Origin of the sequence: Pseudomonas sp. SWRI154, assembly GCF_014268645.1 — a bacterium.
Classification (GTDB): Bacteria; Pseudomonadota; Gammaproteobacteria; order Pseudomonadales; family Pseudomonadaceae; genus Aquipseudomonas; species Aquipseudomonas marvdashtae.
On the sequence record NZ_JABWQW010000037.1, the window covers coordinates 18,391 to 39,958 of the forward strand.

A 21,568-nucleotide genomic window follows, 5' to 3' on the forward strand; every position below is an offset into this window, starting at 1 on the left:
TGACGTGACTGCGTGATCCGCTCGCTTTTTATTCGCTTTCCGGGCCGCGCAGGTTTTCAAATTGACTCATGCCGTCGGGAATCAGGTTGCGCACAATGGCCGCGAAATCGGCGTGCACCAGGTTCTTCGCCCGATTCAACAGCACCGGCAGCGGGCTGGAGGGCTCATGACGGGTGTAGTACGCGAGGATCCGATCGAGGCTGCGCAAGACGTCGTCGCGGTTGTTGATTTCTCCCGGGACGGTACTGCGCGGTGCGCTGGGGGCGCTGGCGTATTCAACCGGCGCGGCGCTGTCTGATTCGACAGGGTCAGCCAATGCGCCGTCGCCGCTCTGCGGGGCGAACTGACCGAGAATCTGCAAGGCCATTTTCAGCGGCTGTTTCAACGGGCCGAGGTCCACGCCTTGGGCGGAACCGACCTGATCGCTGACTTGCTGTTCGATGGCTTCGGCGGCGCTGCGGGCTTGCAGCAGGGCGGCGCGGATGATTTCCAACTGCTCGGGATCGCTGTCGAGCAGGGCGCCGGCGAGTTGCTCGGCACCCAGGCTTTCATCGGCAAAACTTTGCAGGCCGCTGGCATTGGCGGCGGCGCGCAGGCTGACGGCACCAAAGGTCCGGGAGCGGGCCAGGATGCTTTCGCGCAGCAGGCGGATAGTGACATCCGACGTCAGCCCGGCGAGGGCATTGATGCGCACGGTAGGATCGTTGTCGTCATCGGCATCCAGGCGCGGATGCAGATCAGGCCAGTATTGCTTGAGCAATTCGCTGATCAAGGTCAATACGCGGGCAAGGCCAGGAATGCCTTCGAGGGCCAGGGAGCTTTGCAACAGGAAATGGGTGATGCGCAGGTCTTTGCTGCGCGCAAGCAGGTCCAGGCTTTGCTGTTGGATGCTGCGCCATTCAGGGGGCTCGGCGGGCAAAATCGAGTCGCCCATGCTGCGCTCGGGCTGGCCTCGGGAATCACGCTCCAGGCGCAAGAAATCCGCGTCATATTCCAAGTCTTCGCCGCAAGGCGAATTCGCGGAAACGGCGGCGAGCAACAAAGGCACATCCACTTGGATCGATCTCCCTATCACCCGCTGAAGAAGTCGGGCAGTGCACACGAAAGTTTCGGATGAAACTTCACATGTTCCTTGACGGTAATGGCGCTATAAATGCGCAATGATCTTATAGTGCCATCATGTATATTCAAGAAGTTGTGCATTTTTGGTGTAGTACTTATCCGTTGTCAAGGTAAGCTATTTCGCCGATGTGACAGTTGTGAGGTGCTTAACAACCCGCGCGACTCGCAGGTCTGAGTAGGTACTGATGCAGGTTTTTTGTCACGCAAGCCGGTTAAGATCAGCAATCATGCTGGCAAAAAGCCGTTTCGCGGTGGTTGGCAAGGTTTGTTGGCGCGGTCGTGGCTTAGGCCCGATGTATCGCCGCCGACAAGAAGTATTCAGCAAGGAGGCGAAATGCCGCTGTGTTTGACTATCACTAGTTATCACAAGATTACCCCCGGCCAGTGTTCTGAAAAGACGCTGGACCAGGGAATGATGGCAATTGGCCGTAGTTCCGATAATGACTGGGTATTGCCGGATCCGGAGCGTCTGGTCTCGGGTAAACATTGCGTTATCCAATACAAGGATGGGCGCTATTACTTGACCGATAACAGCACTAATGGTGTGGAATTGGTCAAGGCGGGTATTCGCCTGCGCAAAGGAAACAGCGAGCCGTTGCAAGATGGCGAAGTGATCCGCATCGGTGACTATGAAATCCAGGCGCGGGTGGACTTCAACCTGCCGGTGACCGACAGCAATCCGTTTGCCGAAGCGCCCAGTAGTTTCGAAGCCTTGATGGGACGCCAGAATGCTCCGGTGAACTCGCCGTCGCCGCTGCCCGTGTCCGTGCCTGCGCAATTCCAAGGCGTGTCGGCCATGGACACGCTACCGGACCTGTTCGATTTCCTCACCCCGACCAGCGTCCCCCCAGCCCCTCAGCCTGACCATGTGCCGGCCGAGCAGCATGATTTCCGTCCGCCTACGCCGATCCCTCGCCCGAGCCCGCCGCCGATGGTAGAACCGGTGATCGAACCGGTGGTCGTGGCGCCTGCGCCGGTCATCCCGGAAGACTGGGATCTGTTCAGCGATAAGCCCGCGCCCGTGGCATCGATGCCCGTCGCGCCGCTGCCTGAGCCAGTCATGGTGCCGCCACTGCCTGTGCTTGAGCCCCTTCCCGTGCCGCCGACGCCACTGGCTGAAGTCGTTGCACCGGTTGAACCGACGCCACAGCGTGAAGCGCCGGTCAGCCGCGTCGAACCTGCGACCCCCTCCGCCGACAACGCTGGCCCTGACCTACTGCAAGCCTTCCTGCGTGGCGCCGGACTGGATCAGTTGCGATTGGACAAGGCCCAGGCCGAAGCGCAGATGGAGAGCATCGGGCGTAGTTATCGGCTGATGGTCGAGGGCCTGATCGATGTGCTGCGCGCCCGTAGCAGCCTCAAAGGCGAGTTCCGCATCCAGCAGACGATGATCCAGCCGGTGGAAAACAACCCGCTCAAATTCGCCCCCAATGTCGACGAGGCGCTGCTGTTGCTGTTGCGCCACGGCAACCAGGCGTTCATGGCCCCGGACGTGGCGGTACGCGACAGTTTTGATGATTTGCGTGCCCACCAACTGGCGGTGATGGCCGGCGTGGAAGCAGCGATCAAACACCTGCTGGCGCGTTTCGAACCGGCGCAGTTGGAAGAGCGCATGGGCAAGCCCGGCGGGCTGTCGGGCATTTTCAGCGGCTCACGACAGGCCCAGTACTGGCAGCAATTCACTGAGCTCTACAGCAACATCTCCCGCGAGGCCCAGGAAGATTTCCAGGACCTGTTCGGTCGTGAATTCAGCCGTGCCTACGAGGAACACAGCACACGACAGCGACGCCCTTGAGCGTCGCCGGGCCAACACACTTTTCATAACGCACACAACGGATAGCTCAAACGTCATTGAGGACGCAGGATGATTCCCAGGTTTTTACTCGCCGTCGCCACAGCGCTGCTGCTGACGGCGTGCGCCAAGGATGCGGCCGCACCCGAGCCCGAAGAGGCCCAGGCCGATACCGCGGCGGTCGAGCTGCACTTTCACGCCATTTCCGGTCTCAACCCCGGCGCTACTGGCCAGCCGGCACCGGTCCGGGTGCGTATCTTCGAGCTCAAGAATGCCGCGACCTTTGGCCGTGCCGATTATTTCGCCTTGGCCGAACGGGCCCAGGCAACGCTGGGCACCGACTTGATCGACCAGGACGAAGTACTGATCCAGCCCAACCAACAATTGAGCCTGCAACGTGACCTCGACCCGGCCACCCGTCACATCGGAATACTGGTGGGCTATCGCGAGCTGGACCAGTCGCTGTGGCGCACGGTGATGAATGTCCCGGCGCGCCAATACACCGAATACCAGATCAGCCTCGACGTGCGCGCCGTACGCAGCGCCGTTGTCGTCCCCCCATCCAGCCCTGCCCAATAAGCAATCGGAGCCCCCATGTCCTGGAACAATCGCGTGGTCTGGTCGGAAGGCATGTTCATTGGAACGCAGCACTTCCAGCAGCATGACCGTTACCTGGAAAACCTCATCGATGCCCGCAGCCGCCCGTTGTCGGCCGGCGCCTGGGGTTTTTCCGAATTGCTGATCGACCAGGGCCTGTTGGCCCAGGGCAAGCTGGCGATCATTTCGGCACGCGGCCTGTTACCGGATGGCACCCCGTTCAACATTCCTCAGGATGACCTTGCGCCGACGCCGCTGAATGTCGACGATAGCCTGCGCGACGGCGTGGTGTACCTGGCCCTGCCGCTCAAGCGTGCCGGTGCCCGCGACACCGTCGATGAAGGTGAAGCCCTCGGCGCCGCGCGCTACGTGAGCCAGGTCTGCGAAGTGCGCGACGACAACGCACCGTTCGAAAATCGTGCGCCGGTGGCCGTGGGGTCACGGGCGCTGCGCTTGTTGACGGCCCAGGATGGCCTCGGCGATTACGCCGCGATTGGCGTGGTGCGCATCAAGGAAAAACGCGCCGATCGCGCTTTGGTGCTTGATGACACTTACATCCCACCGCTGCTCGATGTGGCGGCCTCCAAGCCGCTGACGGCGTTTCGCAGTGAACTGCTGGGCCTGCTGCATCAGCGCGGTGAAGCCCTGGCCGGGCGCGTGGTGGCTTCCGGCGCCGGCGGTGCCTCGGAGATCGCCGATTTCATGCTGTTGCAGCTGGTCAACCGTGCCCAGCCGTTGATTCAACACCTGAGCCAAGTGACGCCGCTGCACCCTGAGCGTTTCTACAGTGAACTGGTGAGCCTGGCCGGGGAATTCTCGACCTTTACCGCGTCCGGGCGACGACCGCAGCAATACCCGCAATACCAGCACGACGACTTGGCACTGAGCTACGCGCCGGTGATGCAGGCCCTGCGCGAGGCCCTGTCGATGCTGATCGACAGCCGGGCCACGCCGATCCCGATTGTCGAGAAAGCCTACGGCATCCACGTGGCGATGCTGGCCGACAAGACCCTGCTCGATAGCGCCAGCTTCATCCTGGTGGTGCGCGCCGATGTGCCGGCCGAAACCCTGCGCGGCCGCTTCGGCCAGCAGAGCAAGGTGGGTTCGGTGGAACACATCCGCGACCTGGTCAACCTGCAACTGCCGGGCATTGGCCTCCTGCCGCTGCCGGTGGCGCCGCGTCAGCTTCCGTACCACGCCGGTTCCACCTACTACGAACTCGACCGGGGCAGCGATCACTGGCAGCAGTTGAGCAACTCCGGCGGCTTTGCGTTCCACATCGCCGGCCAGTTCCCAGGGCTGAACCTGGCTTTCTGGGCGATCCGAGGATAAACCGCGATGAGCAACGACGATCGTACCCAGTTCATGCCGACGCCCGGTGGCCGTGGCGCCGACCCTTTCCGCCCGGACCCGGGGCGCCCGCAACCGGCACCTGCTTCGGCGCCGCTGTCGATGCCGGCCGCGCCCGTGCTGACCGGCAAGGCCCAGGGCCTCAACCCGCTGGAAAGCGCCGCCGGCCCGCTGCTGGCACTGTTGACGCGCCTGCGCAACACCATCGCCCACCCGGCACCGGCCAGTTTGCGTGCGCAGCTGCTCGCCTACCTTCGCCAGTTCGAAGAGCGCGCCGAGGCCGCCGGCGTGGTGCGCAACGAAGTCTTGCTGGCCCGCTACGCCTTGTGCACCGCACTGGACGAAGCCGTGCTGAGCACGCCGTGGGGCGGTGCCAGCGACTGGGGCAAGCAGAGCTTGTTGATCACCGTGCACAACGAAGCCTGGGGCGGCGAAAAAGTCTTCCAACTGCTGGAGCATTGCCTGCAAAGCCCTCGCGAGCGCCTGTACCTGCTGGAGCTTCTGTACCTGTGCATGTGCCTTGGATTCGAAGGCCGCTATCGGGTGATGAACGACGGCCGCAGTCAACTCGAAGCATTGCGTGAGCGCACCGCTGGCGTTATTCGCAGCGCGCGTGGCGACCACGAGCGCGAGCTGTCGCCGCATTGGCGTGGCGTCACCGTGGCTCGTGATCGCCTGGCGCAGTTCATGCCGCCATGGATCGCCGTGGCCATCGGCGTGGCCCTGCTGCTGGCGCTGCTGTTTGGCCTGCGCATGAAACTGGCCTCCGACGCCGAGCCGGTGTTCAAGAACATTCATTTCCTCGGTGAGATCCCGGTGCAGACCATCGACCGTCCCGTGGTGCAACCGAAGGTGATCGAGCGTCCACGCCTGGCCGGTTTCCTCGCCGATGAAATCAGGGCCGGGCGGATTGCCGTGGAAGACGCGGTGGACCGTTCCGTGGTGACGATCCGTGGCGATGAACTGTTCGCCTCGGGCAGCGCCAGCATCAAGGATGATTTCCAGCCATTGATGCTGCGAATCGCCGACGCGGTGCGCAAGGTCAAGGGCCAGGTCCTGGTCACCGGCCACAGCGACAATCGTCCGATCGCCACGCTCCGGTTCCCATCCAACTGGGCGTTGTCCGAAGCGCGGGCCAGGTCGGTGCTGGACATTCTTTCGGCCAAGACCGGCCAACCCGAGCGCTTCAGCGCCGAGGGTCGCAGCGACACCGAGCCGTTGGCTTCCAATGCCACGACCGAAGGGCGTGCGCGTAATCGTCGGGTTGAAATCACAGTATTGGCGGAGGGGGTCGAGTGAAGGCGTTTTTCAGTTTCATGACCCGTTGGGTCATTCCATTGCTGGGCCTGATCGCCCTGAGCCTGATCATCTGGTTTGTCGGCCCGCTGCTCGATTGGCTGGTGCCCGAAGGCCGCCGCTGGGCGCTGATCATCCTGGTGTTCGCGGTATGGATTGCCTACCGCGTGTTCCGCATCATCCAGGCCCGTCGGCAGGCCGCCGAAGTCATGCGCAGCCTGGCCGAGCAAACCCCTCCGGACCCGACCAGCGTCGCCACCGCCGAAGAACTCGAAACCCTGCGCCAGCGCATGGACGAAGCCTTGGCCTTGCTCAAGAAAGCCAAGCTGGGCGGCGACGAGCGTCGCAACCTTTATGAGTTGCCGTGGTACGTGATCATCGGTCCGCCGGGTTCGGGCAAGACCACCGCGCTGGTCAATTCCGGGCTGCATTTCCCGCTGGCCGCGCAACTGGGTGCCGGTTCGGTGCGTGGCGTGGGCGGCACGCGCAATTGCGATTGGTGGTTCACCGACCAGGCGGTGCTGCTCGACACCGCCGGCCGCTACACCACCCAGGACAGCGACGCGACGGTCGATAAAGCCGCGTGGCTGGGCTTCCTCGGCCTGCTGAAAAAACAACGGGCCCGACGCCCCATCGATGGCGCGTTCATTGCCATCAGCCTGTCGGACCTGCTACTGGGCAGCGACGCCGAGCGCGCCGCCCACGCCGCGGCGATCCGCCTGCGCATCCAGGAGCTGTACAGCCAATTGGGCGTGCGTTTCCCGGTGTACCTGATGCTCACCAAGCTCGACCTGGTGCCCGGCTTCATGGAGTACTTCGACAACCTGAGCAAGGAAGAGCGCGCCCAGGTCTGGGGCATGACCTTCGCCCTGGATGACGGCAAGAGCAACGACAGCCCATTGGCGCATCTGCAAAGTGAATTCGCCCTGCTGGAGCAGCGCCTCAACGACCGCTTGGTCGAACGCCTGCAACAAGAGCGCGACCCGGCTCGGCGCGACTTGATCTACGGTTTCCCGCAGCAGTTCGGCGCGCTTAAGGATTGCCTGCAAAACTTCCTCGACGGCGTGTTCAAACCCAACGCCTTTGAAGAGCGCGTGTTGCTGCGCGGTGTGTATTTCACCAGCGGCACCCAGGAAGGCAGCCCGATCGACCGCCTGATCGGGTCCATGGCCCAGAGCATGAACCTGGACCGCCAGCATTTGGCGCGCCAGACCGGCACCGGGCGCAGCTACTTCATCGAAAAACTCTTCACCGCCGTGGCCTTCGCCGAGCGCGGGCTGGTGGGCGTCGACCCGAAGGTTGAGCGTCGGCGCAAATGGATCGCCCGAGGCGTGTTGGCCTCCACCGTCGTGCTGGTGTTGGTGGTCAGCACGTTGTGGTGGGTCAGCTATCGCGCCAACCAGGCCTACATCGCCCAGGTCGATCAGAAGGTCGCGCCACTGGGCCAGACCGTGCAGAACCTCAGCCCGGCACAGCGCGATGTGCTTGCGGTGTTGCCGTTGCTCAACGCCGTGAAGCACCTGGCCGACGACGCTCCGGACTGGGCCGAAGGCCTGGGTTTGTATCAGGGCGACATGCTTGAAGCCGAGTCCGGCAGCGTCTATCGCAAGCTGCTGATCGCGGTGTTCGCGCCGCGCCTGTTGACGCGCATCGAAGAGCAGCTGCACAGCGGCGGCAATTCGGACTTCCTCTACGAAGGGCTGAAGGCCTACCTGATGCTTGCCGACAACGAGCATTACGACGCCGACTTCATCAAGGCCTGGATCGCCCTGGATTGGGATCGCAGCCTGCCGCGGGATTTGCCCGCCGAGCAGCGCCAGGCCCTGAGCGGGCATTTGCAGGCGCTGTTCGAACGGCGTCCGCCGACCGCGCGCCTGGACCCTCGCCTGATCGAAGACCTGCGCCGCCAGTTGCAACAACTGCCGGTGGCCCAGCGCGTCTACGACCGCATCAAGCGCCAGAAACTGCCTGAAGGCATTCCGGACTTCCGCATCAACGAAGCCGCCGGGCGCGATGCGGCGCTGGTGTTCAGCCGCAAGAGCGGCAAGCCGCTGGGCGAGCCGTTGAGCGGGTTTTTCACCGTCAAGGGCTACCGCCAGGGCTTCTTGCTCAGCAGCCTGAGCCAGACCGGCACCCTCGCCGAAGAGCAATGGGTGCTGGGTCATGAAGAGGCTGATCAGCAAAACGTCGCCAGCCTGGCCGCCGATGTGCGTCGCCTGTACTTTCAGGATTACATGCGCCAATGGGACGCCTTGCTGGCTGACATCGACTTCGTGCCGATCACCAGCGTGGCCCAGGCCGCCGATGTGCTGCGGGTGATTTCCGGCCCGACCTCGCCGTTGAAAAAACTGTTGGTGGCGGTGGCAAAGGAAACCGACCTGCAACAGGACGAACGACTGTTGGCCGCTCAAGGCGTGCCGGCGGGAGACGGCGTGGACAAGCTCAAGGAGCGCCTGGGCAGCTTGCTCGGCCAGGAGCAGGCGACACAAAACGCACCGGCGACCGGCGATGACCCGATCACCGCACACTTCGCCGAGCTCAACAGCATCGTCAACAAGAACGAAGGCGAACCGGCGGCCATCGACGGCCTACTGTCCGACATGAACGCCCTGTACGTGCAGGTCAGTGCCATGGTCGGCGCCAGCGGCGATGCCTTGCTCGGCGAAGCCAAGAACCAGGCAAGCGCCGCCGCCACCCGCGTCAGCCTCAACGCCGAACGCCAGCCGCCGCTGGTGCAGGGCCTGGTCAAGTCGGTGGTCAACTCCACCACCAACACCATGATGGGTGGGGTGCGCAATCAACTGAATGCGGCGTGGACCAGCGAAGTGGTGAACATCTATCGCCAGTCCCTGGCCGGACGCTATCCGATGTCGCCAGGCAGCGCGCGGGACGCGACCCTGGATGACTTCGGCCAGTTCTTCGGCGTTGGCGGGGTGATGGACAACTACTTCCGCAAATACCTGCAACCCTACGTCGACACCTCGACCCAGACCTGGCGCTGGCAGCCGGGCGCGGCGCAGAAGCTCGGCATCGCCCCCGGCGTGCTGCAGACCTTCCAGCGTGCAGCGACTATCCGCGATGCGTTCTTCCGTTCCGGCGGCACTCAGCCGATGGTGCGCTTCGAACTCAAGCCGGTGGCGATGGACTCGACCATCACCCAGTTCCTGCTCGACCTTGACGGCCAGCAGTTGAGCTACGACCACGGCCCGAGCCGGCCGACCGCCATGCAGTGGCCGAACCCCGGCAGCATCGGCGTGGTGCGGATCTCGATCATGCCGCCGTCGTCCAGCGGCCGTTCCGGTATCACGCTGGACGGGCCGTGGGCCTGGTTCCGCCTGCTGGAGCAATCGGACCTGACCGCCGGCAACTCGCCGGATCGCTTCAACTTGCGGCTGCGGGTCGATGGCGCCAGCGCCTCTTATGAGTTGCGGGCCAACAGCGCCTTCAACCCGTTCAAGAGCCGGGTGCTCAGTGGCTTCAGCCTGCCGGAGCGTCTATGAGTACAGCGGGCTTCTATGGAAAGCTGGCCAGCCGCGGGGATTTCGTCAGCCGTGGCTTGCCCCAGAGTTTTATCGGTCCGTGGGATTCGTGGCTGGCGGCGGGTTTGCTCGCCAGCCAGAGCAGCCTCGGCGAGCGCTGGCTGGACGCCTATCTGGTCAGCCCGCTGTGGCGCTTCATGGTTGCGCCCGGCGTGTGCGGACCGGACGCCGCCGTGGGTGTGGTGATGCCGAGCATCGACCGGGTCGGGCGCTATTTTCCGCTGACCGTCGCGCTATTGCTGGATCCGGAGGCGGACCCGGCCTCGGTGGTCGGTGGTGCTGACGATTGGTTCGAGCGGGTCGAGAACCTGCTACTGAGCACGTTGAGCGTGGAGGCCAGTTTCGAGGCGTTCAACGAACAGCTGGAAACCCTCGGCAGCCCGATATGCCTGCCGCGCACGCCAAGCAGCCGCTTCGCCAGCCTGCATCGTTTCGATGCCACTGACCCGCAACGACGGATGAGCGCCCTGGCCGAGTCGGCCTGTGAAGGTGCGAGCCTGTGGTGGGGCCAGGGTTCGGAGCGCATCGCGCCCGGTTTGATGCGCTGCCAGGGATTGCCGGCCGCCGCCGATTTTGCGCAATTTTTGCTCGGCCAAGAAGGTGTTGTGTAGATGCGTCCAAGTGCTGGAAAAGCCTTCAAGTCTGCAAGCAAGAGCCATGTCGGCATGGTCCGCCAGGTCAACGAAGACGCCTGCCTGGACCTGCCCGAAAACGGCCTGTGGGTTGTCGCCGACGGCATGGGTGGGCACGCGGCGGGCGACTACGTCAGCAGCCTGATCGTCGACAGCCTGCGCAACATTGCCGTGGGTCGTTCGCTGGAGGAATATGTCGCGGCGCTGCAAAGCGATCTGCTGCGGGTCAACGCCGCCGTGCGTGAAGAAACCGCCAACCGTGGTGTGACCATGATGGGCAGCACCGTGGTGGTGCTGGCCACCCGCGACTTGCGCGGCATGTGCCTGTGGGCCGGCGACAGCCGCTTGTATCGCCTGCGCGACGGCATGCTCGAAGGCATTTCCCGGGACCACAGCTACGTCCAGGATTTGCAGGACAGCGGCCTGCTCAGCGAAGCCGAGGCGCGCGTGCATCCACGGGCTAACATCGTCACCCGCGCCATTGGCGTCGAGGGGCAACTGAACCTGGCGATGACCGAGTTGCTGCTAGTGCCCGGCGACAGCTACCTGTTGTGCAGCGACGGCTTGACCAAGACCGTCGAAGACGAAGAAATCCGCGAAGTGCTGAGCCACGACGAGCCCGGCGAAATTGCCAGCAGCCTGGTGTCCCTGGGCTTGATGCGCGGTGCGCCGGACAACATCACCGTGGTCGTTGTGAAGGTGCCGTCATGAGCTTGACCCTGAACATTGTCATCCCCGGCTACGACATCGAAGGGCCGATCGGCGAAGGCGCGATGGCCAGCGTGTACCTGGCGACCCAGCGTTCCCTTGAGCGCAAGGTCGCGCTGAAGGTCATGGCCGCTGCCCTGGCCGCCGACCCGACCTTCTGCGAGCGGTTCCTGCGCGAGGGCAAGACCCTGGCGCGCTTGTCGCACCCGCACACCGTCACCATCCATGACATTGGCAATGTCGGTGAGCTGTATTACATGGCGATGGAATACCTGCCCAACGGCACGCTCAAGGAACGCATCGCCGCGGGCCTGACGCCGGAGCAGGGACTGACCTACATTCGCCAGATCGCCTCGGCCCTGGGCTATGCCCACGGTTTGGGGCTGGTGCACCGGGACGTCAAACCGGCCAATATCCTGTTCCGCGCCGATGGCACGGCGGTGCTCTCGGACTTCGGCATCGCCAAGTCCCTGGACGACCGCACCCAGTTCACCCAGGCCGGCTTTGCCGTCGGCACGCCCAGCTACATGAGCCCGGAACAGGCCCGTGGCCAGGACATTGACGGCCGCGCCGACCTGTATGCCCTGGGCGTGGTGCTCTACGAAATCCTTGTCGGCAAGCTGCCGTACACCGGCAACGACGCACTGTCCACGGCCCTGGCCCACCTGACCGAACCGCTGCCGGAGTTGCCGGTGCACCACGGTCGCTATCAGGACGTGTTGCGCAAGTTGCTGGCGAAGGATCCGGCGGAACGTTTCCCGGATGCGGCGGCGTTGCTGCGGGCGTTGGACAACCTGCCTGAGGCATCGGCGGAAGCGACGCTGATCCGGCCGTTGTCGTTTGAACTGCCGGCCACGCCGCCTGCGGTGGATGACTTGGCGGGCTTGACGCCGATGTCCATCGATATTCCCAATGGCCCGGCTGTGTCACAGCCACAACCGAAGTCCAAGCCCGTTCCACCGCCGGTAAAGCCGACGGTTCAATCCTCGGTCTCGGAGCAACGCAAAGGCCCGGTGTTCGCCCTCGCTGCCGTTGCGGTGGCGGTAGCCCTGGCGTTGGGTGGCGCGGGTTATTGGTGGTTGTCGGGTGATGACGCAAAAGCGACAAAGCCGCCCGTGGTATCAACGCCTCCCGTCAACAAGACAGCCGAAAAAACACCTGAAGCGCCGCCGGCCAAACCCCCCGTGGCGCCACCGGTGACGCCGCCCGTGCCGACCGAGGCCGATGGCGGCCAGCGCCCGCTGTTGATGGCCGGCAAGAAAACCTTGTTCCAGCGCGTGCTCAGCAAACCGGGGGCCAAGCTGGCCGCCGAACCAGGGGCGGCGCCGGGCAAGGCATTGCCGGCGTTTTCGGTGCTGTACGTCTACCAGCGCAAGGACCTCGACGGCAGCGCGTGGGTGCGCGTCGGCGCGGCCACGGACGGGCGCAGCGACGGCTGGTTGCCCGCCGCCCAGGTCAGCGACTGGAAGCAGAGCCTGGTGCTCAAGTTCACCGAACGCTCCGGCCGTGCGCCGGTGATGTTCCTGCGTCAGCCCGGCGAAGTGGAGAAGCTGCTGGCTAACCCGTCAGCCGCCAAGAATGCACTGCTCAAGGCCCAGCACAATCCCCAGGACAATCAGCAAGTGCTGGCCCTGGAGCCGGCCGCCAGCGCCGTGCCGCAGAACCAGTTCTACCTGCTGCCGATTTTCGATTCCCGCGAAAGCTTCGACGATAACGGCCAGCCGGTGCAGTTGCTAAACGTAGCCTCCATCGACCCCGGCACTGCGCAGAAGGCCGCGACCAACACACCGATCACCGCCGCCAATGCCGATGCGTTCCGCACCGCCGTGGTGTTGGTGGTGGACACCACCGTGTCGATGCAGCCCTACATCGATCAGGTTCGCGACGTGGTGCATCAACTGCAAACCCGCATCGGCGGACGTGGCGAGCTAGATAGCGTCAGCTTCGGCATGGTCGGTTTTCGCAGCAGCACCAAGAAAACCCCTGGCTTGGAGTACACCGCCAAGACCCTGATCACCCTGGAACAGGGCCGCGACCCACAACGCTTCCTGGAAATGGCGCGGCAGGTCAAGGCGTCCACCGTGTCGAGTCATTCGTTCAACGAAGATGCGTTTGCCGGCGTCATGGAAGCGGTGGAGGGCATGGACTGGTCCGATTACGGCGGGCGTTTGATCCTGCTGGTCACCGACGCCGGTGCGCTGCGCAAGAACGACCCGTTTGCCGCCACGCAAATGAACGAAGCCGAAGTGCGCCAGGCAGCCTTGGGCAAGCAGATCAAGATCTATGCGTTGCACCTGCTCAGCGATGCCGGCAAGAAAACCCACGCCGGCGCCCAGACCCAATACCGCACACTGACCGCCGACGCCAACCCGCAAATCGGTGACCTATACATTCCGGTGCCGGGCGCCGACGTGCGCAAGTTCGGCGAGCGGGTCGACGAGATCGGCTCGGTGTTCGCCGACCTCGTCCATCAAGTGCGCAGCAACAAGCCGCAGAGCGTGCCGTTGCTCAGCGCCGCGCCGAGCCTGGCCGACAAATCGGCAGCGGTCGGCTACGCCATGCACATGGATTTCCTCGGGCGCAAATCCGCCAGCCAGGCGCCGCAACTGGTCAGCGCCTGGACTGCCGACCGCGACCTGACCAACCCGGCGCTGCCAGCGTTCCAGGTCTGCGTGATGCTGACCAAGCTGCAACTCAACGACCTGCAACAATCGCTGAAGCTGATCGTCGACGCGGCTCGCAAGACCCAGAGTTCGCCCAAGGACTTCTTCCAGGAAATCGCCAGCGCCAGTGCCTACATGAGTCGCGACCCGTCAGCCCTGCGCAAGGGCGGCAACCTCGCCACCGGCGGGATCCTCGGCGAGTATCTGGAAGGGCTGCCATACCGCAGCAAATCGCTGAACATGACCCAGGATCTGTGGTTGTCCTTGAGCGTGGCCGAGCAGGAAGATTTCATCGACGAGCTGGAATCGAAAATCCGCCTCTACGAAACCTTCCACAACGACCTCGCCAACTGGGTGCGCTTCGGCGATGCCGAGCCGGGCGATGCCTTGTACCGCGTTCCGTTGTCGACGCTGCCGTGATGCTGAACCTGAACGCCGTGCACAAAAGCCGGGGCGCCGGCAGCCAGCGCTACAGCCTGGTGATTCCACGGCTGCAACTGCGCGGCGGTGAACAACTGGCGGTGGTCGGCCCCAGCGGGTGCGGCAAGAGCACGTTGCTGGATTTGCTGGCGTTGGTGCTGGCGCCGGATCAGGCCGCTCAGTTCGATTTCACCCCCGCCAGTGCGCCGCTGGACATCGCCAGATTGTGGCGTGCGTCGCAACAAGGCACCTTGGCCGAGCTGCGCAGTCGTCACCTGGGCTATGTTCTGCAAACCGGTGGCCTGTTGGGCTTCCTGGACGTACGCGGGAACATCGAGTTGTCGCGCAAACTGCTGGGTTTGAAGGATGACGGCAGCGTGAAGCGCCTGGCCGGACAATTGGACATTGCCGATCAACTGGACAAGAAACCGGCGGACCTTTCCGTCGGCCAGCGCCAGCGGGTCAGTTGCGCCCGCGCCTTGGCCCACGGACCGCGCCTGCTGCTGGCGGATGAGCCGACCGCCGCACTGGATCCGCTGAATGCCGAGCGTGTCATGCAACTGCTGGTGACCCAGGCCCGCGAACACGGCGTGGCCTGCGTGGTCGCCACTCATGACGAGGCGCTGGCCCGCGCCAGCGGTTTGCAGGTGCGGCGTATCAGTTGCCGTCGCGACACGGACGGCGGTGTCACCGCCACACTCGGGGAGGCTTGCTGATGCGCGGCGCGCTGGTGGCTTCCCTGGCCTGGCAGGATTACCGCAACGACGCCTGGCTGTCGGCCTGTTCGGTGCTGGCGTTGGTGGCCGTGGTGGCGCCGTTGCTGGTGTTGTTCGGCCTCAAGTTCGGCCTGGTCAGCAGCCTGACCGAACGCTTGCAGAACGACCCGGCCACCCGGGAAATCATCCCCTTGGGCGGCGGTCGCTTCAGTGCCGAATTCATCGATCAATTGAGCCTGCGCGGTGATGTGGCCTTTGCCTTGCCACGCACCCGGCAAATCGCCGCGACGGCGGATTTGAGCGGCGAGGCTGCGGTCGTCACGGTCGAGATGATTCCCACCGCGGCCAACGATCCGTTGTTCGATCACTTTCCGGTGCCGCAAGGCCTGGATCAAGTGGTGCTCAGCCAGACTGCCGCTGAAAAGCTCGGCGCCAAGACCGGCGATTGGTTGCAGGCCAGCTTCGGCCGGCAGGTGGCCGGTCGCAGCGAGGCCCAGCGCACCCGCGTGCAGGTGCTGCATGTGCTGCCGTTGGAAGCCTTCGCTCGCGACGGTTTGTTCGCGCCGCTGGCATTGCTGGAGGCTGCCGAGGATTACCGTGACGGGCGCGCCGTGCCCGCGTTCGGCTGGCCGGGCGACGCGGTTGGGGAGGCGGGGCAACGGGTGTATCCGGCGTTTCGTTTGTATGCTCGCAGCCTCGGCGATGTCGAACCGCTGCGCCAGTTCTTCGCCGGGCAGAATCTGTTGGTATCGACCCAGGCCCAGACCATCGCACAAGTGCAATCGTTGAGCCGCAACCTGTCGATCGTATTCTGGATCATCGCCGGGTTGGCCTTGGCTGGCGCCTTCGCGGCGATTTTTGCCGGAGCCCTGGCGGCGGTCGAGCGCAAGCGTCGGGAGCTGTCGGTGTTGCGCCTGTTGGGTGTGTCCACGGCGGCGCTGTTGTTGTTCGTGGTGTTGCAGGCACTCTACAGCGCCACGTTTGCCGCCCTGCTGAGTGCTGGCCTGTATGGCCTGGCGCAGTCGGGCCTGAATTATTTATTTGCGCAGATGCCGGGCGAGTACGCCAGCCATCTGCTGGCGCGTCACTACACTTTGGCCCTGGTGGCCGTGCTCGGCATCAGCGCCGTCGCGGCGGCTTGCGGTGGCTGGCGGGTGGCGCGCATCCAGGCGTCTGAAGGAATTCGCGATGTATAAGTTATTGGGCGCTGCCGTGGCGCTGAGCCTGGCCAGCCTGACATGGGCTGATGAAGCCACGGACAAGCTGGACAACCCCAAGCCGTTGCCCGACGACGTCAGCCTGCCGTTGCCGTGCGAGGGGCAGATGGTGTTTCGCTACGTCTACATTCTTGCCCAAGGCACTTTGGACGACCGCGAGATCAGCCTCGGCTACCCGTTCAGCGAAGGCGAGGCGGGTTATCAGCAGTCGTTCATTTCCGGCTACCGGCGCGATTTCATCAACGGCCAGTTCACCCTCAAGGACTTGCCAAAGGACTGGAACACGACCATCACGCCGTTGATGCCCAAGACCGACGCCAAGACGCCGCTCAAGCCGATGTTGTACTTCATCGGCAAGTACGAAGTCACCGCCCGCCAGTACGCCCAGGTCATGGCCCAGGCGCAATCCCTGGCCAGCGGCGAACCGGCGCCGGCCTGCGAGGCGCTGCTGGCCGAGTTGCCCCAAGGCATGGCCGGGCGTTTGCCCAAGGTGAAACTGTCGAAGTTCGAGGCCGAGCGCTTCTCGGCGGTGTACAGCGCCTGGCTGATGAAATACCACAAGGACTTGCTGCCAGTGAGCGGTCGCGGCAGCTCCGCCGAAGATGGCGGGCTGGGTTTCGTGCGCCTGCCCACTGAAGTGGAATGGGAATTCGCCGCCCGTGGCGGCCACGCCGTCAGCCGTCAGGACCTGGAAGGGCGCCTGTTTCCGCGGCGCCTGGAAGGCAGCGAAAGCGACGGGCCGCTGGCCGATTGGGCGGTGTTCAACCAAGTCGCCGGTGGCACCGGCCAGGCAGCGCGACTGATGCCCGTCGGCACCAAGTTGCCGAACCCCATCGGTTTGTTCGACGTGGTGGGCAACGCTGCCGAGATGGTCCAGGAATCTTTCCAATTGGTGCACGCCGGTCGCCGCCAGGGCGCCTATGGTGGCTTCGTGGTCAAGGGCGGCAATTACCTGGAAGGCGAGGGCACGCTGTTCACCGGCATGCGCCGCGAGTACCCGCTGTTCGCCGCCGATGGCACTGAGCAAAGCAACGAAACCACGGGCTTTCGCGTGGCCGTCGGGGCGTTGTCAGCGCCGCGCTCGCGCTACAAGGAATTGTTCGCCCAGTGGCAGAAAGAGGGCCGACTCGCGTCCCTGACCGATGCCATCGATGACGCCGACGACCCGACCAAGCGCCTGGACAGCATCATCGCCGCTAGCGCCGATCCGCGCCTGCAAGCCGAGTTGGGCCTGGTCAACGAAGAACTCAAGCGCAACGTCTCGCTCATCGCCCAACAGCGCGAGGAAGCGGCGGGCAACCTGATCCAGTCTTCGGCGCTGGTGGCCGAGACCATTAACAACTACAACATCCGCCTGACCAATTTGCAGAACAGTCGGCAGATGGCCTTGGACGCCAAGGATGAGGCCAGCGCCCAACTGTTCGCCACGGCCATCGACAACGGCCGCAGTGCGCTGGACGGCGCAGTGGCGATCTACATCGACAACCTGGCAACCGGCACGCGCTACACCGATGCCGTGATCCAGGCGCAGTTCCAGCGCATCAAGCAAGAGCTGGAGCGCAAGCCGGTACTGGGCAAGAGCCTGGTAGCGCGTGCAACGTTATTCGTTCGTCATGTCGGGGATTATCGTCAGCAAAAACGAGCCGACCCGGCGGCGATATTGAAGGAATTGCTCGCATCGAGTGCTCAGCGGTCTTGAGTGTTCGTTGTCAGCGAGCTTGGAAGGGACTCAGGCGGCGATGGGGCTGTGCTGAGCTGGTCAAAACTTAAACGAGAACACAACTATGCTTTTCTCCCGTAAACCTTTTGCTTCGGTTTCCAAGCGTCACTTGCTGATGGTCGCTGTTGGCTTCAGCACCGTACTGACCGGTTGCGCCACGTCGCCGACTTCCAAGGTCGCCTCGAGCACCAAGGTCGAGTACTACCCGAACTGCTACGAGCCGGTGCAGCACTTGCGTTCCACCGAAGGCAGCATGACCAAGTCGGTCGTCACCGGCGCAGCCGTTGGCGCTGTTGGCGGTGCACTGTTGGGCGCGCTGACCGCTGACAAGGAAGACCGTGGTCGCAACGCCGCCATCGGTGCTGCTGGCGGCGCATTGGCCGGTGGTGCAGCCGGTTACTACACCGAGCGCCAGAAGCAGATCGCCGATGACAACATGCGCATCGCCTCTTACGCTGCCGACGTCAGCAAAAGCGCTTCGGACATTGACCGCAGCACCGCCTACGCCAGGACCTCGCAGCAGTGCTACCAGAACGCGTTCAGCAAATTGGTTGCCGACCGCAAGGCCAAGACCGTCAATGACACTGAGGGCCGCAAGCGCCTGGCAGAAATCGTTGCTGGCCTGAAAGAGTCGAATGACCTGATCGTCGCGGTGAACGGCAAGGCGTCCGAAGACCTGAACAACTACACCCAGGCTTATGAGAAAGATCTGCAGCAAGTGGGTGTGCAGCGTACTGACGTGGTGACCGTGGCCACTGCTGATACCACGCAGGTTGTGGCGGCGCAGACCAGCACCAAGACCAAGAAGAAAGTGACGCCGGCGAAAAAGCCACCGGTGCTGCCAACCGTGCCGAAAGAAGCGGTCGCCACCGAGAAGACCTTGCAGACCGCCAAGGCCAAGCAGGATGAAAGCAAGCAGGTTGCCAGCGCTGGTACCACTCAGGTCAACAGCATGTGCAAGAACCCGGACCTGGGTGATTGGGCACCGGTTCCTTGCCCGAATGTTTGATTGAGAGCATATCCATTGCTGCGGTGATGGCGGCTGGCGGTTACGCCCTTACGGCGTGTCACTTTTGGCAGACGCGCCAAAAGTAACCAAAAGGTCTTGCCCCACCACTCGGCACCTCGCCTAGGCTCGGTGTGCCCGAACGCAGGTATTGCTCCGTGGGCCGCCGCGAAGGGTCATCCATGACCCAGCGCGGCTATCCCGGCATCCATGCCGGGATGCCCACTGCGCAATACCTGCGTTCGGCCAGCGTGGTTAACGGGGCCCGCAGATCAAAAGCAAAAGCGAGGCGGCCTTATAGCCGACCTGGTTTTGTGGGGCCGCGTTTGCTCGCGAAGGCGTCGGCTTAGCATCAATACAAGCGCTATCCCTTGGCGTCAGTCGCCATCCCCTTTGTTTCCAAATGATCCAGCGCTCGCTCAACCAACAACTGAACTCCATCGGCCATGCGGCTGATTGCCAGGGCGACGCAGCGGCGTGATTCGTCGATGTCCTCGGCCACGCATTCGAAGAGGTGCCAACTGTACGTAGGTGTGCAAGACCGGTCCGGTACCGCCGGCAGACCCGAAGGTCTCCCACGCACAATTGCCATAACGGACGCGACAGCCCGGCGTCTTGAAGGAAATGTCCGAAGAAGTTGAAGGCCAGCGAACGCCACTTCTAAACGTGACTTGGCGGTCATCATGCGTAAAATAAGGCCTATCTCCCGCTAAACTGATTCGATGATGGCGTTCCGCTGGAGAATCGCTAAACTGCGCCAGCCGTTCATTTTTCTCACGAGGCTGTGCCGATGAAATTTCGTTTCTTGTTGTGGATGCTCGGGTGGTTGATGGGCAAGGCCAGCCGGACCAATCCGGCGTTCCAGCAGCAATTGGGCGACAAGGAATTGGTTTTTCAACTGCAAACCCTGGATGGCAAGGTCGCCCGGCATTTCACCGTGAAGAACCAGCGCATCACCAGCCGGTCCGGTGTTTACCCGACGCCGGCCTTCGCTATCGCTTTCAAGGATGCGGCCTATGGTTTTGCCACGATGCAGGCGAAGAACAAGCAACTGGCATTCATGACGGGGATTCAGGACAAGTCGATCCAGATCAAGGGCAACCCGGCGCTGGTGATCTGGTTTCAGGGCTTGATGAAATATTTGAAGCCGAGGAAGCCTAAAGCCTAGTGGAGCCCTTGTGGCGAGGGAGCTTGCTCCCGCTGGAACGGTCCGACGCTTCGGGCGCAGCGGCCCCAAATGGGATTGACGCGGTGCTCCAGGCGGACCGCGTCGGCAGGTTTTGCGTCTGCTGCGCAGCCGAGCGGGAGCAAGCTCCCTCGCCACGAAAAGCTCATCGGACAGCTGTAATTGATGAGCTCATTCAGCCGGCAATCAATGGCTGAACTGCGAAGCCAATTCCCGCAGCAGCACTTCGGCTTCAAGCACCTTGCTCACCACGTCATTGGCCTTTTCCCTAGTCAGCCCAACGCGATCGAGCAGCGCGTCCGGGATGTCTTCGTCCGGGCCAGAGCCGATGCTGCGTGAGCGCAGCAGGCGCACGGCCAGGCAGACGAGGTTCGGGTAGGCGGCGTATTCGCCGTCGTAGTGCGGGTCGTGCTGGAAACGCAGGGCGGTGGCCAGTTCGTCGGGCATGTCCCAGTAGCGCATCAGCCAGGCGCCGATCTGTTCGCGGCTGATCCCCAGCAGATGCTGTTCCACGTAGCTGTGGCACAGGTGCGGGTTGACCTCCAGGTGTCGGCAGATCAGCGAGAAGTGCGGCGGGAACACGTGGGCCAGCAGTAGGTAGCCGAAGTTGTGCAGCAGGCCCGACAGGTAGGTCAGGCCGCCTTCGGGGCGCTGGGCGCGGGGCATGGCGCGGGTCAGGCCTTCGATGACGGCGGCGGTATAGATCGATTGCTGCCAGTACGGCGTGGTGTGTTGCGGGTGATCCTTGGGCAGGCTCAGGGTCTTGCCCAGGGCCAGGCCCAGCGCCAGGTTGATCACCAGGTCGAAGCCCAGCACCCGGACGATGGCGTCTTCTACCGAGCGAATCTTGCCGGGCGAGGCGTAGTACGGCGACGCGGCCCAGCTCACCACTTGCGCGGCCAGCGCAGGGTCGGTTTCCACCACGCCGGTGATATCGTCGATGGTGGCGTCGGGGTCGACCCGCAGTTTGATGATTTTTTGCGCGGTTTCAGCCAGCGGCGGGATCTCGATAGTCTCTTCCAGCCGTTGCTGGATGCGCCGCGCGGTGAACGCCTGCACGGCCAGGGTGATTTCCTGGCGGTCGTCGTGCGGGCGGTCCAGGTTCGGAGTGATGTTGCTCAAAGGCTCGCCGAACGTCGCGGCGCTGGCCTTGGTGAGCATGGTCTTGAAGGCTTCGCTGGTGACTTCCAGCAGCAGCCCCGGCTCGCCCGAGTTGATCAGCAGCTTGGGCTCGCGCAGCAGGCCTTCTTCGTACAGGCAGGGCGAACTGGTCAGCGCGGGCAGGCCGGGCAGCAGGCTCAGGCTGTGTTTGCCGAGCATCCGTTCCAGGCGTTCGGTCGGCACCGCCGTGAGTTTACGACCGGTCAGCTCGGCCAGCCGGTTGAGGTCCAGCAGCTGGTTTTGCGGAAACAGGACCATGAGCGCGCCCACGGCATCGTGCAACAGCACGGCCTGCACTTTGCGAGCGGGGTTGAGGCCCGGTCGCTCGATGACTTCGTCAAAGGCGATGCCCAATTTCTCGAGCAATTGCCGAATAACAGACGGAGCGTGCGGAGTTTCGGGGACGAGGGCAGCTTCAGTCATGGTCTGTATCCGTTTTCCTA

15 protein-coding genes and 1 pseudogene are annotated in these 21,568 nt (G+C 63.5%); 13 read left to right on the plus strand and 3 right to left on the minus strand.

The features are described 5' to 3' along the window. Positions 1–28: 28 nt before the first annotated feature. The gene (gene tssA / locus HU806_RS24105; protein ID WP_186615152.1) at positions 29–1,054 is read right to left on the minus strand and encodes a type VI secretion system protein TssA; all 1,026 of its coding nucleotides are present in this window, start codon (positions 1,052–1,054) and stop codon (positions 29–31) included. Positions 1,055–1,456: 402 nt separating this feature from the next. Here tssA and tagH point away from each other — a divergent pair, with 402 nt between their 5' ends. The 12 genes from tagH (at position 1,457) to tagQ (ending at position 18,781) form a co-directional block, all read left to right on the plus strand. After that, the gene (gene tagH / locus HU806_RS24110; protein ID WP_186615154.1) at positions 1,457–2,917 is read left to right on the plus strand and encodes a type VI secretion system-associated FHA domain protein TagH; all 1,461 of its coding nucleotides are present in this window, start codon (positions 1,457–1,459) and stop codon (positions 2,915–2,917) included. Between the two features lie 69 nt (positions 2,918–2,986). Next, positions 2,987–3,493, plus strand: coding sequence for a type VI secretion system lipoprotein TssJ (gene tssJ / locus HU806_RS24115; protein ID WP_186615156.1), 507 nt, complete (start codon positions 2,987–2,989; stop codon positions 3,491–3,493). Positions 3,494–3,508: 15 nt separating this feature from the next. Beyond that, positions 3,509–4,843 (plus strand): type VI secretion system baseplate subunit TssK, encoded by a 1,335-nt coding sequence (tssK, locus tag HU806_RS24120; protein WP_186615158.1) that lies wholly within the window; start codon positions 3,509–3,511, stop codon positions 4,841–4,843. Positions 4,844–4,849: 6 nt separating this feature from the next. Then, positions 4,850–6,160 carry a DotU family type VI secretion system protein gene (locus HU806_RS24125; RefSeq protein ID WP_186615160.1) on the plus strand — a complete coding sequence of 437 codons (1,311 nt, stop codon included), beginning with the start codon at positions 4,850–4,852 and terminating at the stop codon, positions 6,158–6,160. Continuing rightward, positions 6,157–9,657, plus strand: coding sequence for a type VI secretion system membrane subunit TssM (tssM, locus tag HU806_RS24130; RefSeq protein WP_186615162.1), 3,501 nt, complete (start codon positions 6,157–6,159; stop codon positions 9,655–9,657). Before HU806_RS24125 ends, tssM begins: the two co-directional genes overlap by 4 nt. Next, complete coding sequence (tagF, locus tag HU806_RS24135) at positions 9,654–10,307, plus strand: type VI secretion system-associated protein TagF (RefSeq protein ID WP_186615164.1); 654 nt, start codon at positions 9,654–9,656, stop codon at positions 10,305–10,307. The genes tssM and tagF overlap by 4 nt, the downstream gene beginning before the upstream one ends. Beyond that, positions 10,308–11,039, plus strand: a complete 732-nt coding sequence (locus HU806_RS24140) for a PP2C family protein-serine/threonine phosphatase (protein ID WP_186615166.1) — start codon at positions 10,308–10,310, stop codon at positions 11,037–11,039. After that, the gene (locus HU806_RS24145; protein WP_186615168.1) at positions 11,036–14,119 is read left to right on the plus strand and encodes a serine/threonine-protein kinase; all 3,084 of its coding nucleotides are present in this window, start codon (positions 11,036–11,038) and stop codon (positions 14,117–14,119) included. Before HU806_RS24140 ends, HU806_RS24145 begins: the two co-directional genes overlap by 4 nt. Next, on the plus strand, positions 14,119–14,835 hold the full coding sequence (locus HU806_RS24150; RefSeq protein ID WP_186615170.1) for an ABC transporter ATP-binding protein: 717 nt from the start codon (positions 14,119–14,121) through the stop codon (positions 14,833–14,835). Before HU806_RS24145 ends, HU806_RS24150 begins: the two co-directional genes overlap by 1 nt. Further along, positions 14,835–16,031 (plus strand): ABC transporter permease, encoded by a 1,197-nt coding sequence (locus tag HU806_RS24155; protein ID WP_186615172.1) that lies wholly within the window; start codon positions 14,835–14,837, stop codon positions 16,029–16,031. The genes HU806_RS24150 and HU806_RS24155 overlap by 1 nt, the downstream gene beginning before the upstream one ends. Next, complete coding sequence (locus HU806_RS24160; protein WP_527251169.1) at positions 16,024–17,751, plus strand: formylglycine-generating enzyme family protein; 1,728 nt, start codon at positions 16,024–16,026, stop codon at positions 17,749–17,751. The genes HU806_RS24155 and HU806_RS24160 overlap by 8 nt, the downstream gene beginning before the upstream one ends. Before the next feature lie 85 nt (positions 17,752–17,836). Continuing rightward, positions 17,837–18,781, plus strand: coding sequence for a type VI secretion system-associated lipoprotein TagQ (gene tagQ, locus HU806_RS24165; RefSeq protein WP_186615174.1), 945 nt, complete (start codon positions 17,837–17,839; stop codon positions 18,779–18,781). A gap of 361 nt (positions 18,782–19,142) precedes the next feature. Here tagQ and HU806_RS26930 read toward each other — a convergent pair. Continuing rightward, a pseudogene (locus HU806_RS26930) lies at positions 19,143–19,280 on the minus strand (DUF6124 family protein); the annotation flags it as partial. 288 nt (positions 19,281–19,568) lie between these two features. On the opposite strand from HU806_RS26930, the gene HU806_RS24170 reads away from it, so the two are divergent. Beyond that, entirely contained in the window at positions 19,569–19,946 is a 378-nt protein-coding gene (locus HU806_RS24170) for a helicase (RefSeq protein WP_186615176.1), read from the plus strand. Positions 19,947–20,150: 204 nt separating this feature from the next. Here HU806_RS24170 and HU806_RS24175 read toward each other — a convergent pair whose 3' ends face one another. Beyond that, positions 20,151–21,548 carry an aminoacyl-tRNA deacylase and HDOD domain-containing protein gene (locus tag HU806_RS24175; RefSeq protein ID WP_186615178.1) on the minus strand — a complete coding sequence of 466 codons (1,398 nt, stop codon included), beginning with the start codon at positions 21,546–21,548 and terminating at the stop codon, positions 20,151–20,153. Positions 21,549–21,568 lie beyond the last annotated feature (20 nt).